Origin of the sequence: [Clostridium] ultunense DSM 10521, assembly GCF_000511955.1 — a bacterium.
In the GTDB taxonomy this organism is placed as follows: Bacteria; Bacillota; Clostridia; order Tissierellales; family Tepidimicrobiaceae; genus Schnuerera; species Schnuerera ultunensis.
Genome location: NZ_AZSU01000001.1, coordinates 416,424 through 430,023 on the forward strand (window position 1 = coordinate 416,424; position 13,600 = coordinate 430,023).

Here is a 13,600-nt window from a genome sequence, read left to right on the forward strand (position 1 = left end):
GCAGTTTCCGGCATATTTATAAAGAACGGCATCTCCGATTCGAGATTTGGAAAATATCCAGACCCGGGAGAAAAATGGCTGCGAAGATGGCTATCGCTAAAATACGCAGCCAGGCGATTTTTCTCCACAAAAGCAAGGAATATCTTTATAGGACTCAACTCAATATTATGACATATTATTTACAATTTGTGCTATTATTATAAATCTGAAATAGCTTCCTTCAATGTATGCCAGGCTAGTACCGCACATTTTACCCTAGCAGGCATATTGGAAATATTCTGGAGGACAATGGCATCTTCCAATATTTCTAATTCTTCTTCATCAGTTACTTCTTTTTTTATCATTCCTATGAAAGTTTCTACTAGATTTAATGCTTCTTCTATGGTAGTACCCTTTATTAAATCTATCATCATAGAAGTAGATGCTTGTGATATAGCACAGCCTACACCTGTAAAGGAGGCATCTTCTATTATACTTCCATTAAGTTTTAATTCTAAAGTAATATCATCTCCACAACTAGGGTTATGACCTTTTTCTGTAATATCAGGATTTTGGAGATGCTTTTCATTATGTCCACTTCTATTATGCTCCATAATAAGCTGAGTATATATTGAATTAAGATCCATAGCCAAACCACTTCCTTACGTTTTTTATTCCTTCAATAAATTGGTCTATATCTTCCTTTGTATTATAGAGATAAAAGCTAACTCTAGAAGTAGCAGGAACATCCAAATATCTCATAAGGGGTTGGGCACAGTGATGGCCTGCTCTAATTGCTATTCCATAGGAGTCTAGTATAGTTGCAATATCATGAGGGTGGATGTTATCAATAGTGAAGGAAATTATCCCACCTCTCATTTCTAAGGTCTTTGGACCTTGTATGTCTATATAAGGTAAGTTTAACATTTTATCTAAGGCATATTCTGTTAGCATTTTTTCATGTTCTTTAATTTTGTCTATTCCAACTTTTTCTAAATATTCAATAGCTGCCTTAAGGCCTACAGCCCCTTCTACATTTTGGGTTCCAGCTTCAAATTTGTAAGGTAGGGGAGCGAAGGTAGCTTCTTGTTCATAAACGTATTCTATCATATCTCCCCCCATCATAAAGGGAGGCATTTTTTCTAATAATTCTTTTTTCCCATATAATACACCAATTCCCATAGGACCAAGCATTTTATGAGCAGAAAAAACAAAAAAATCTGCATGGATTTTTTGAACATCTACTTTCATATGGGGAGTGCTTTGAGCTCCATCTACCACAACTACAGCTCCCATTTTATGGGCATAATCTATTATTTCTTCAATTGGATAAATAGTCCCTAGAGCGTTAGACATATGGGCGATACTTACTATTTTTGTTTTTGTTGTAATTTTATTTTTTATTTCATCTAAAGTAAGTCTACTTTCTTCATTTAAATACATATATTTTAATATGGCTTTTTTCTCTTTTGCTATCCTTTGCCATGGAAGTATATTGCTATGGTGTTCTGATATGGACAATACAATTTCATCTCTTTCATTGATAAATTCCTTTCCATAGGAATAGGCAATCAAATTTAATGACTCGGTAGTATTTCTTGTAAAGATGATTTCATTTATATATTTAGCATTTATAAATTTTTTAACCTTTTCCTTAGCTAAATCATAGGCTTCTGTTGCTGATATGCTTAGCTTATGTGTTCCTCTATGAGGATTACCATGAGATAGATTATTATATTCATCCATAGCTTTAATAACTTGAAGGGGCTTTTGTGTAGTAGCCCCGTTATCCAAATATACTAATCTATTACCATGAATTTTTTGGTTAAATATTGAAAAGTCATTTTTGATTTCTTCTGGATTAATTTTTACCATCCATAAGCCTCCTTTCAACTTCATCAACTACTATATTACGATAAATTTCATAAGGAATTCTATCAATTATTGGTCTAAAGGAGGCCTCAACAATTAATTTTTTTGCTTCTCTTTCCTCTAAGCCTCTACTCATAAGATAGAAAAGTTTATTTTCATTAATTTGCCCAGCACTTGCAGCGTGTTCTCCTTCTACGTCATCTTCATGGCATAATAGGGCAGGGATTGAGTCGGATTTCACAGTCGGGTCCAATAGTATTACATATTCTTCTTCTATCCCTTTAGAAAGTCTAGCTCCTTTTTTAAAATCTAGATTTCCTTTGAATACCTTTTTAGCATGATCCATAAGGACACCTTTAGTTTCAATATTACTAATACTTCTGGGACCCTTATGAATCATGGAATATTCTAGATCTATTTTTCTCTTTCCATCTCCTAAATATATAGAGGAAAGGTTGGCTTCACTAGCCTCAGCTTCTAAAAAATTTGAATAATTGGAACTGCTAATGCCACTACCTAATTCGATTGAAATCCAATTTACCTGTCCTTGTCCCTTTACAATAGCAATATTTGAATCAAAATTATGGGATATATCATTCATTCTTTGAACTTTTATTATATTGATTATTGAGTTCTCTTTTGCGTAAATTTTAGTAAGGCCATTGTGGAAAGCTCCTACTTTTTCAGAAGAAGTATAATCCATAATAATGGTCCCTTCACTTCCTTTTTCAGCCACTATAATATTTTGATTTATAACAACAGGGTTTTCTTCATCCATATCAAATTCAATTTTAATAGGGCTTTCTACTTTAACATCCTTAGGAATATAGAATATAATTCCACTATTATAGGATTCTTCTGCAAGGGATGTAAATTTTTCTCCTACCCCTTGAAATTCTTTAGTATTTAGATAGTCAAATATAATTTCATTAATACCTTTGGTGATTTTTTCTAGAACTACTCCTTCAGGGAGTTTAGTTTCCGATTTTAGATAATCTTTTTTATAATCTATTATATTAGGAAATATAAAGTTTTCTTTATCTATTATTTTCATTTTATCCCACCTATCCAATAGAGCCTTCTAGCTCGATATTTATTAAGTTATTCAACTCAACAGCATATTCTAATGGAAGTTCTTTGGTTATAGGTTCTACAAAACCTCTAACTATCATAGCTTTTGCTTCTTCTTCATTTATTCCTCTACTCATAAGATAAAATATAGCTTCATCGCTAATTCTGCCTATTTTAGCTTCGTGGCCTATATCTATATTATCATTATCCAATTTTATTACCGGCACTGTATCAGATGCTGATTCATTATCCAACATCAAGGATTCACAGGAAACTGTAGACTTACAGCCATAAGCATCTGGAGTTACTTTAAGTAGCCCCCTATAAAAGGCATGCCCACCATTTTTAGAAATGGACTTTGAATTTATGGAGGAAATAGTATGAGGGGCAGCATGAACAACTTTGGTTCCAGTATCTAGATATTGTCCAGTAGATGCAAAGGTTACTCCAGTAAACTCTGATTTTGCTCCTTCTCCTTTTAATATACTCATAGGGTATAACATGGTAACTTTAGATCCAAAAGAACCAGAAATCCACTCGATAGTTCCGTTTTTATCTACTATAGCTCTTTTAGTGTTTAAATTATACATATTTCTAGACCAGTTTTCTATAGTACTATATCTTAACCTGGCATTTTCCCGTACATATAGCTCTACACAACCGGCATGGAGATTTGTAACTCTGTATTGAGGTGCAGAACATCCTTCTATAAAATGAAGATTTGCTCCTTTTTCTACAATTATTAAAGTATGCTCAAATTGTCCGGCGCCTGGTGCATTTAACCTAAAATAGGATTGAAGAGGAATGTCTACATTTACACCTTCAGGAACATAAACGAAAGAACCTCCAGACCAAACAGCTCCATGTAAAGCAGCAAATTTATGATCATTAGGAGGAATTAATTGCATGAAATGCTCTCTAACTATATCTTCATATTGGTGAAGAGCAGTTTCCATATCTGTATATATAACTCCTTGGTCTACTAACTCCTGTTTAATATTGTGATATACAATCTCTGAATCATATTGAGCACCTACTCCTGCTAAGGATTCCCTTTCTGCTTGAGGAATTCCAAGCAGTTCAAAGGTTTTCTTTATATCTTCTGGCACATCATCCCAGCTATCTCCCATATCTGCATCAGGTCTAACATAGGTAATTATATTATCCATATCTAGGCCAGATAAATCAGCACCCCATGTTGGAACTGGTTTACTACTATATATTTCTAAGGATTTAAGCCTAAAATCGGTCATCCATTTTGGTTCATCTTTTTCTTTAGAAATTTCGATTATTATCTCTGGAGTTAATCCTTTATCCGATTTGTATCTGTAGGTAAACTTATTTTTAATATCATAAATACCTCTATCTACGTCTTCAATATAAGTTTTTCTTCTTTCCAAATTGCTCACCTCTATTAATTAGAATATTTTGTCCTTATATTTTCATATCCTCTTTCATCGATTTCTTTTGCTAGTTCTATTCCACCGGTTTTAACAATTTTTCCATCTAAGAGAATATGAACAAAATCAGGTTTAAGATAATCTAATAACTTGTTATAATGGGTTATTACTAAAATAGATTTTTTATCATCTTGAACTCTTTTAACCCCTTCAGCTACTATACTTATAGCATCAACATCAAGGCCTGAATCCGTTTCGTCCAATATGGCCAGTTTAGGTTCAAGCACTGACATTTGAAGAATTTCATTTTTCTTCTTTTCGCCACCGGAAAATCCTTGATTTAAATATCTAGAAGCATATTCTTCTTCCATTTCCAATAGATCCATTTTTTCTTTTAATAGTTTTTTAAAGGCTATAACTCCATGAAACTTTCCAGTCACTGAAGTTTTAGCAGTTCTTAAAAACTCTTCTACTGTAACCCCAGGTATTTCCTCTGGATATTGGAAAGATAGAAATATTCCTCTTTTAGCTCTTTCATCTGCCCTAAGGTCATTAATCAATTCACCATTGAAGATTATGTCACCTTCTGCAATTTCATATTTAGGATGTCCCATTAGGGTATAGGCTAAAGTAGATTTTCCACTTCCATTGGGCCCCATGAGAATATGGATTTCTCCTTCATTAATTTGAAGATTAAGGCCTTTTAGTATTTCTTTGTCCTCTATATTTATCTTTAAATTTTTTACATTTAATAGATTTTTTGTCATAGACACTCTCCTTTGCAAATAATAATCTTTAGTAGATGATAACTATTCTCAATACAGTATACCATAATTTTTGAAAAAAACCTACCATTTTACTAGGATATAATAATTTTTTAAAAATTAGGATGAAATCAGAGAATTATAACGAAAGAATCCAATATAGTTTTTTAAAAAAAGGATGGTATAATATATTTAGAAAGGAAAAAGTATTAGAATAGGAGTTGTTTATGGGTTTAAAACGATATATTGTAGATAAATCAAAAGAATTAAATATAGATATGATAGGGTTTACAGACTGTGAACCTCTAAATAATAAAAAAGATTATCTTATTGCCAGACAAAAGAAAAATAGACAAACGGAATTTGAGGAAAGAGATATAGATAAAAGAATTAACCCAAGGCTAACTTTTCCCCAATGTAAAACTATAATTGTAATCGGATTATCTTATAATAATAGATTAAATGAAAGGGTAGACTATAAGCTGAAAGGTTTGATTTCAAAATCATCTTGGGGCATAGATTACCATATAGTCCTAAAAAGTAAAATGGAGGATTTGATTAAAGAAATAAGAAAGATAACGAATTTTACCTATAAGTATTTTGTTGATACAGGACCTTTGATAGATAGAGAATTAGCTAATAAATCGGGTATAGGATACTATGGAAAGAATTGTTCTATTATAAATGGTGAATACGGCTCCTTCATATTTATAGGCTATATACTAACTGATTTAGATATAAACTTTATCCCTATATCTATTGATAGTCAATGTGGAGATTGTAATATATGCATTGATCATTGTCCTACTGGAGCTTTGGAAGGACCTTTTAAGTTTAATCCTAAAAAATGTATATCCTATTTAACACAAACTAAGGAAAAAATTCCTTATGAACTAAGGGATAAGATGGAAATAAAGATTTATGGTTGTGATACATGTCAACTTGTATGTCCTAAAAATAAAGATGTAAAAAAATCAAACTGTAAAGAATTTTTGCCAAAGGTTACCAAAGGGTATATGGATATAGAAGAACTTTTCTTTATTTCTAATAGACAATTTAAGGAAAAGTATGGAGAAATGGCTGGTAGCTGGCGGGGGAAAAATATCTTAAAAAGGAATGGAATAATAGCCCTGGGAAATATGAGGGATAGGGTGAATATTAAATTATTAGAATCCTTATTAAATGATCCTAATCCTGTGATTAGAGAATACGCTGCATGGGCTATTCTAAAAATAGATTTGGAATGTGGAAAGGAAGTGGTAGAGGAGAGGATAGGGATAGAAAGAGATGAAAATGTAAGGTCAGAGATGAAAAATCTTATTAAATATTTCATTCACAAAGATTACCAATGAGAATTAAATTTATGTTATACTATATTTGTGTTAGAAAACCTAAAATTATATTATAGGAGGGGAACACCTTGGCTAATGTTCATGAATTAAATTATTTAAAAGAAAAAATTGAAGAACTAAAAAAAGAAGGGGTATATAGAAAACTACCTATATTAGAGGGAGCAAATGAAGCTGAAATAATCTTAAATGGAGAAAAGGTAATTAATCTATCCTCAAACAATTACCTTGGGTTTGCAAATCATCCAAGATTAAAAAAGGCAGCTATAGAAGCCGTTGAAAAATATGGTGCAGGGGCAGGAGCAGTGAGAACTATAGTTGGAAATATGTCAATTCATGAAGAATTAGAGGAATTACTGGCTGAATTTAAACGAGAAGAAGCTGCATTTATCTATCAATCGGGCTTCAATTGTAATGCAGGAACAATCCAAGCTATAACTGAAGCTGGAGATTTAATCATATCCGATGAATTAAACCATGCTTCCATAATTGATGGTACTAGATTGAGTAAGGCGGATAGAAAAATATTTAAGCATTCCGATTTAGACAATTTAGAACAAGTACTTAAAGAAAATAGGGATAAATATAAAAATGTTCTAATAATTACTGACGGAGTATTTAGTATGGATGGAGATATTGCTAAATTACCAGAAATAGTTGAATTGGCTGAAAAATATGAAGCTATGACCTATGTAGATGATGCTCATGGTTCAGGGGTTTTAGGAGAAAGTGGTAGGGGAACAGTAGACCATTTTGGGTTGCATGGTAGGGTAGATTTCTCAATAGGTACTCTTTCAAAAGCTATAGGAGTAGTAGGAGGATATGTGGCAGGATCAAAGACTATGTATGAATGGTTAAATCACAGAGCTAGACCAGTGCTATTTAGTACTTCATTACCACCTGCAGCAGTAGGAGCTATAATGGAAGCAATAAAAATGTTAATGGAGTCTACAGAATATACAGATAAACTATGGGATAATGCTAAGTATTTTAAACAAAAATTAGGCACTCTTGGATTCAATACTGGCCATAGCGAAACACCGATTACACCAGTTATAATTGGAGACGAAGCTGAAACTATGGAATTCAGTAAAAAGTTATTAGAAAATGGCGTATTTGTTTCAGCCATAGTATTCCCAACTGTACCAAGAGGAACAGGAAGGGTAAGGTGTATGGTAACAGCAGGACATACTAAAGAACAATTGGATAGGGCTGTAAATATTTTTGAAAAGGTTGGAAAGGAAATGAAGATATTAGAATAAAAAAGAGGATTTTGTCCTCTTTTTTTATAACGAATAGGAAAGTTCTCAATTATAAGATATTTATTAAAGAGAATTTGACCTAAATAAATTTTAAAAATAGGCTTCCTTAACAATATTTCAATAGAAGCCTTTTTTAAAATCTATATGCAGAAAGCATATAATTTTCTTTTAATGTTGAAAACATGAGTTGATAATTGTAAAATATATTCAATGTTAATGTAGCACTGAGGTGAATTTATGATAGTAGGAACTTGTTCCATGAAATTGATGCTATATGAATCAAACTCACTTAAGGAAAAAAGGCATATAATAAAGAGTATAATGGGTAGAATCCAATCAAGGTTTAATGTGTCTATAGCTGAAGTAGGATTAAATGACAGCTGGAAAACATCAATAATTGGATTTGCTTGTGTAACAAATGATACATGCCATGCCAATAAAACTATTTCCCAAATATTAAAATTTATAGACGGAGATAGTAGGGTAGAGATAATAGATTATAATATAGAAATTTTGTAGGTGATTATATGAAGAAGATATTAACTAAAGAGGAGATAAAAGAAGTAATAGATATTTTGATGGAATTATATCCAGATGCTAAGGCAGAGTTGAATTATTCAAATCCCTTTGAATTGCTGGTAGCCACAATTCTTTCTGCTCAGTGTACCGATGTACAAGTCAATAAAACCACCGAAAAGCTTTTTAAAGAATTTAAAACCCCAGAAGACTATTTAAAGCTAACGGAAGAGGAATTAGGACAAAAAATTAGATCCTGTGGTTTTTATAAAACTAAAAGCAAAAATATTTTAGCTACTTGTAGATTGCTAATTGAAAAATTTAATGGAGAAGTACCTGGTACATTAGAGGAATTGATAACCCTTCCAGGAGTTGGTAGAAAAACTGCTAATGTTGTTTTGAGTAATGCTTTTTCAAAACCTGCTATAGCTGTAGACACTCATGTTTTTAGGGTATCTAATAGGATAGGTTTAGCAGATAGTAAAAATGTTTTAGATACAGAAAAGGACTTGATGGATAATATCGATAAAGAGATGTGGTCTAAAGCCCATCATTTGTTGATCTTTCATGGCCGCAGGATTTGTAAGGCAAGGAGACCTCTGTGTGACAAATGTCCATTAACAGATTATTGTTTCTATTACAGAGAAGAGGTTAATAAAGAATGAAAGGGCTGTTAGTATGAAACAGTGGAAAAATTCAAAAGAAGATTTGATTTTTTCATTAGATATAGGCACTAGGACTATAATTGGTATCGTTGGTAAGTATACAGAAGAAGAATTCAATATATTAGCCTATTCTATTAAAGAACACAGCAAAAGGAATATGTATGATGGTCAAATACATGATATTGATGGGGTCACTGAAGCGGTCAAAGAGATAAAAGATGAGTTGGAAGGGAAATTAGGGACAAGCTTGAAGAAAGTCTCCATAGCAGCTGCTGGAAGGTCTCTAAAGACCTGTAAAGTAAGAGTGGATAAGGAAATAGGTAGTAATTCTGAAATAAGGAGAAATATGGTTGAAGTCTTAGAGTTAGAAGCTGTTCAGAAGGCCCAAGAAATTATTAATAATGATGAAGAACAAAATAGGTTGAAGTATTATAATATTGGGTATACGGTTATCAGTTATTATTTAGATGATAATATAATGAACAAGCTAGAGGGACATAAAGGGGATAAAATAGGAGTAAAACTATTGGCAACATTTTTACCCCAGATGGTTATAGAAGGCTTATATTCTGTGATATCAAAGAGTGGCTTAGAAATTAGTAACATTACTTTAGAACCAATAGCTGCTATAAATGTAGCTATTAAAGAGGAACTGAGACTATTAAATTTAGCATTAGTGGACATAGGAGCAGGCACATCGGATATTGCTATAACGAAAGATGGAAAAATAATGGCCTATGCTATGACATCTCAGGCAGGAGATGAGATAACAGAGGCTTTATGCAAAAAATATCTACTAGATTTTAATGATGGTGAAAATCTGAAAGTTAAACTCAATTCCCAAGAAGTTCATGAATTTGCCGATGTAGTTGATATACAACATAAATTAACTACAAAGGAAATAGTTGAAAGTATATATGAAACAATAGAGAGTATATCTAGTGAAATAGCAGAAAAGATAATTGAATTCAATGGCAAAGCTCCTAGCGCAGTTTTCCTCATTGGAGGGAGTAGTCAAATGCCTGGATTAAAGGACTGCATTGCTGAAAAGTTGGGACTGCCTAAAGAAAGAGTTTCTATTAGGGATACTAGTTTTATTGAAAATCTGGAAGGTATGGACCCTAGTATTAATGGACCAGATATAGTAACCCCAATTGGAATTGCTGTAGAAGGAGCTACCCAACGGTATGAGAATTTTATTCAAATAAGATTTAATGATGAAGAGGTGCGCATATTTAATACGGAAAAGGCCAAAGTTTCAGATATACTGGTTTTAACTGGGTATAATCCAAGGTATCTAATACCAAAGTTAGGAGAACATTTTATATATTTTATTAATGGTGAAAGAAAAACTATCATAGGGGAAGAGGGAAATCCGGCTAAAATATATGTAAACAATAAAACTGGAAATCTTAATACTATATTACAAGATGGGGATATAGTAGAGATTGTAAAAGCAGCCCAAGGGGAAAAAAGAACTCCTTATTTATCCGAATGTATTCCTGTAGAGAAGATAGTAAGTTGTAATAACCAAAATTACAATCTTGTAAGGGATATTAGAATAAATGGAAACAAAGTAGAGGGCAATCCACAATTAAGGGAAGGAGATAGAATAGATATTGTAGAGGTTAAAAGTGTAGGGGAATTTTTAGAATTCATAGATTTGAAAATACCATTTACCAATATATTGGTAAATGGACAAAAGGCCAATTATAACACCCTTTTGAAGGAATCGGATAATATTACCATTATTGAAAATAGGACTATTGAGTTAGTCATTAATGGAGAAGAGAAGGTAATCGAGCATAATAAGGATGAATTTATATTTGTCGATCTATTCGACTATATAGATTTCGACCTATCCAAGCCAAGAGGAAATTTAATACTTAAAATAAATAATGAAGTAGCTGAGTATATGGCCCCTCTTAAAAATGGAGATAAAATAGAAATTTCTTGGAGTAAATAGTATTCTAATAAGGGATAATACATATATTTAATAATATATTATAAAAATAATATGGTGGAGGCCAAGTATGGAAGGTACTAATAATAAAACAAGAATTATATTAATACTAGCGATTATTCTCCTTGCTATTATTTTAGGTTTAGGTTTTTATGGCTATTTTAAAGTATTGAGCACAGATCTAATTTATGAAGGTGTAAAAGTTGATCAATACGATCTTTCCTATATGTCCAAAGAAGAGGCTTTCAACTTTATCAAGGATAAAAAAGAAGAAGAAATAAGTAGAAAGCATATGAGACTAATATATCTGGACAAGGAATATAATTATGGATTAAAGGAATTAGGGTTTTATTTTGATTATGGAAAGGCTATTGATAGAGCTTATGGAGTAGGCAGGGAAGGCAACTTATTTAATAGGCTTAAAGAGATAGTCCGAATTAAAAGAGATGGAGTAGAAATTTCCCTAGATTCAAATTTAAATATGGAAAAGATAGACCATATCGTTGAAAATATTAGTCAGGATATAGATAAAGAACCGAAGGATGCAGAGTTCCATTTTAATGGTGGAAATATACAGGTTACAGAGGAGATAATAGGTAAAACTGTAGATAAGGATAAATTACGTCAAATGATGTATGATAATATACATTCACTAGATATTATCCAGATACCTGTAGAGGATATAATTCCCAAAATAACCAAGAGCCTGTTGAGTAGGATTAATGGAATTATTGGCGAATATTCAACTTCCTTTAAGGGAAGTAGTCAAAATAGGATTGAAAATATTAGATTGTCGGCTAACGCCATTAAAGGTAAAATTTTGATGCCAGGTGAATCCATGTCATTTAATGAAACAACTGGTCCAAGAGCAAAAAAATATGGTTATAAAGAAGCAAATGTAATAATAGCTGGCGAATTTACTCCAGATGTAGGAGGGGGTGTATGTCAAACATCTACAACCCTTTATAATGCTTTGCTATTAGCAGATATAGCAATTTTGGAAAGATCCCCCCATTCAATACCTGCTAAATATGTGAAGTTTGGTCAAGATGCAGCAGTCGCTTTTGGGTTTTTAGATTTAAAATTTAGGAATGATTTTGATTTTCCAATATATTTTGATTCTAAAGTTCTAGGAGACCGAGTCTATTTCTATGTATATGGAGATAGAAAATCAAAAGATTACACCATAAAAATTGAGCCTGAAATCGTGGAAACTATCCCGGCTAAAGAGGAAATTGTATTAGATAAAACCTTAGAACCAGGGAGTAAGGTTTTAGTTCAACAGGGTAGAACTGGTTATAGGGTAAATACCTATAAATCTATAATAAAAAACGGGAAGACCATAAGCAAGGATTTAATTACTAAGGATTTTTATAGGCCAAGGAATTTCATTTATAGGGTAGGTGAAGAACCGTCTACTACCACGTCTACAGATACGGATAGTGGGTTAAATAATTTAATAGAAGATGATGAGTCGGAGAACATTATTGAAGATGGAGATATAGAAAATTAGTACAGGGAGGAATTGTTTTGACAGAAATAGATGAGCTGTATGACAAAAAAGTAGGATGTCCTATTTGCAATATGGAATTTGAATCTAAAAAGGTTAGGGCTTCAAGATTAAGGTTAATTAAAAGGGATGAGGATTTCCTATCCTATTATGAAGGAGAAAATCCATTGAAATATAATATATTTCTCTGTCCTAATTGTGGTTATGCAGCAACGGAAGGAAAGTTTAATTCAGTTACTAAAGAAGAAAAGGAAATAGTCTTGAAGGAGATTACCTCTAAGTGGAACAAAAGAAGCTATGGAGGGAAAAGAACTGTAGATGAAGCCATTATTACCTATAAATTAGCCCTCTATATAGGGCAGTTGTTGGATTACAAAAAAATCGATTTAGGTTCTTTATGTTTAAGTTTAGCCTGGTTATATAGGATTAAAGGTGAGGAAGACGAAGAAAAGCGATTCTTGATTTTGACAAGGAATTTTTATGAAGAAGGTTTCCATGGGGAGTCATTAATAGATACTAATATGGATGAATTGAAATTAAGCTATTTAATAGGTGAAATCAATAGAAGGCTTGGGGAAAAGGATGAAGCAGTAAAATGGTTTAATACCGCTTTATCTAATCCAAATATTAACTCTAACCTTATGTTGGAAAAAATGGTTAGAGAACAGTGGAGATTAGCAAGGGAAGGATAGGGTTATGGGTATTGAATATTATGATTTTAATACAGTTTTAGGAAAGATGATTATATTTTTTTCTAATAGGGGCCTAGTCTATCTTAACCTATTAGATGGGAATGAAGAAGATGTTGTCAAATTTGCGAATGGAAAATATGGACAAACTAGAAAAATTGATGGACTCAATTATGATTACCATAAGCAAATAATAGAGTATTTGGATGGTAGATTAAAAGAGTTTTTTTTACCCTTAGACCTGAGGGGGACAGATTTTCAAAAAAAGGTATGGTTTGAGCTTTTAAAAATCCCTTATGGAGAAACTAGGACTTATAAGGAGATTGCAATGAATATTGGATCGCCTAAGGCATATAGGGCTGTAGGTGGTGCTCTAAATAAAAATCCCATATTAATAGTAGTTCCTTGCCATAGAGTAATTGGGTCCAATGGACATTTAGTTGGGTTTGGTGGAGGCCTGGATTTAAAAGAGAGGTTATTGGCTTTAGAAAGGGATAATTAAATTTCCATTGAAGAAATCTTTTTACTTTAAGGTCAATAAAAAACTCTTTTTGTTATTA

Annotated in this window: 13 protein-coding genes; 8 read left to right on the forward strand and 5 right to left on the reverse strand. The window is 32.3% G+C overall.

Annotated features, from left to right (window positions below; translation table 11 throughout):
- Positions 1 to 197 precede the first annotated feature (197 nt).
- Genes sufU through sufC form a run of 5 tightly spaced genes read right to left on the reverse strand, consistent with a single transcriptional unit; the run spans position 198 to position 5,089 of the window.
- Positions 198 to 626 (reverse strand): Fe-S cluster assembly sulfur transfer protein SufU, encoded by a 429-nt coding sequence (sufU, locus tag CUL_RS0102180; protein WP_025640367.1) that lies wholly within the window; start codon positions 624 to 626, stop codon positions 198 to 200.
- Positions 616 to 1,854 carry a cysteine desulfurase gene (locus tag CUL_RS0102185; protein WP_035142664.1) on the reverse strand — a complete coding sequence of 413 codons (1,239 nt, stop codon included), beginning with the start codon at positions 1,852 to 1,854 and terminating at the stop codon, positions 616 to 618. The genes sufU and CUL_RS0102185 overlap by 11 nt, the downstream gene beginning before the upstream one ends.
- Positions 1,841 to 2,905 carry a Fe-S cluster assembly protein SufD gene (sufD, locus tag CUL_RS0102190; protein WP_005582411.1) on the reverse strand — a complete coding sequence of 355 codons (1,065 nt, stop codon included), beginning with the start codon at positions 2,903 to 2,905 and terminating at the stop codon, positions 1,841 to 1,843. The genes CUL_RS0102185 and sufD overlap by 14 nt, the downstream gene beginning before the upstream one ends.
- Before the next feature lie 10 nt (positions 2,906 to 2,915).
- Positions 2,916 to 4,331 (reverse strand): Fe-S cluster assembly protein SufB, encoded by a 1,416-nt coding sequence (gene sufB, locus CUL_RS0102195; RefSeq protein WP_005582412.1) that lies wholly within the window; start codon positions 4,329 to 4,331, stop codon positions 2,916 to 2,918.
- A 5-nt stretch (positions 4,332 to 4,336) separates the two neighbouring features.
- Positions 4,337 to 5,089, reverse strand: a complete 753-nt coding sequence (gene sufC, locus CUL_RS0102200) for a Fe-S cluster assembly ATPase SufC (protein WP_005582413.1) — start codon at positions 5,087 to 5,089, stop codon at positions 4,337 to 4,339.
- Positions 5,090 to 5,313: 224 nt separating this feature from the next.
- On the opposite strand from sufC, the gene queG reads away from it, so the two are divergent.
- The 8 genes from queG (at position 5,314) to CUL_RS19995 (ending at position 13,542) form a co-directional block, all read left to right on the forward strand.
- On the forward strand, positions 5,314 to 6,438 hold the full coding sequence (gene queG / locus CUL_RS0102205; protein WP_005585200.1) for a tRNA epoxyqueuosine(34) reductase QueG: 1,125 nt from the start codon (positions 5,314 to 5,316) through the stop codon (positions 6,436 to 6,438).
- 68 nt (positions 6,439 to 6,506) lie between these two features.
- Positions 6,507 to 7,697: a glycine C-acetyltransferase gene (locus CUL_RS0102210; RefSeq protein WP_005585199.1), complete on the forward strand. Its 1,191-nt coding sequence runs from the start codon at positions 6,507 to 6,509 to the stop codon at positions 7,695 to 7,697.
- Positions 7,698 to 7,934: 237 nt separating this feature from the next.
- Entirely contained in the window at positions 7,935 to 8,216 is a 282-nt protein-coding gene (locus CUL_RS0102215; RefSeq protein ID WP_005585198.1) for a DUF503 domain-containing protein, read from the forward strand.
- Between the two features lie 8 nt (positions 8,217 to 8,224).
- A complete protein-coding gene (nth, locus tag CUL_RS0102220) occupies positions 8,225 to 8,878 on the forward strand; it encodes an endonuclease III (RefSeq protein WP_025640370.1) in 654 nt (217 codons plus the stop codon).
- A 13-nt stretch (positions 8,879 to 8,891) separates the two neighbouring features.
- Positions 8,892 to 10,844 (forward strand): cell division FtsA domain-containing protein, encoded by a 1,953-nt coding sequence (locus CUL_RS0102225; RefSeq protein WP_005585196.1) that lies wholly within the window; start codon positions 8,892 to 8,894, stop codon positions 10,842 to 10,844.
- Between the two features lie 67 nt (positions 10,845 to 10,911).
- Positions 10,912 to 12,354, forward strand: coding sequence for a VanW family protein (locus tag CUL_RS0102230; RefSeq protein WP_005585195.1), 1,443 nt, complete (start codon positions 10,912 to 10,914; stop codon positions 12,352 to 12,354).
- Between the two features lie 17 nt (positions 12,355 to 12,371).
- Positions 12,372 to 13,043: a DUF2225 domain-containing protein gene (locus CUL_RS0102235; RefSeq protein WP_005585194.1), complete on the forward strand. Its 672-nt coding sequence runs from the start codon at positions 12,372 to 12,374 to the stop codon at positions 13,041 to 13,043.
- Positions 13,044 to 13,047: 4 nt separating this feature from the next.
- Positions 13,048 to 13,542, forward strand: coding sequence for a methylated-DNA--[protein]-cysteine S-methyltransferase (locus CUL_RS19995; protein ID WP_005585193.1), 495 nt, complete (start codon positions 13,048 to 13,050; stop codon positions 13,540 to 13,542).
- Positions 13,543 to 13,600 lie beyond the last annotated feature (58 nt).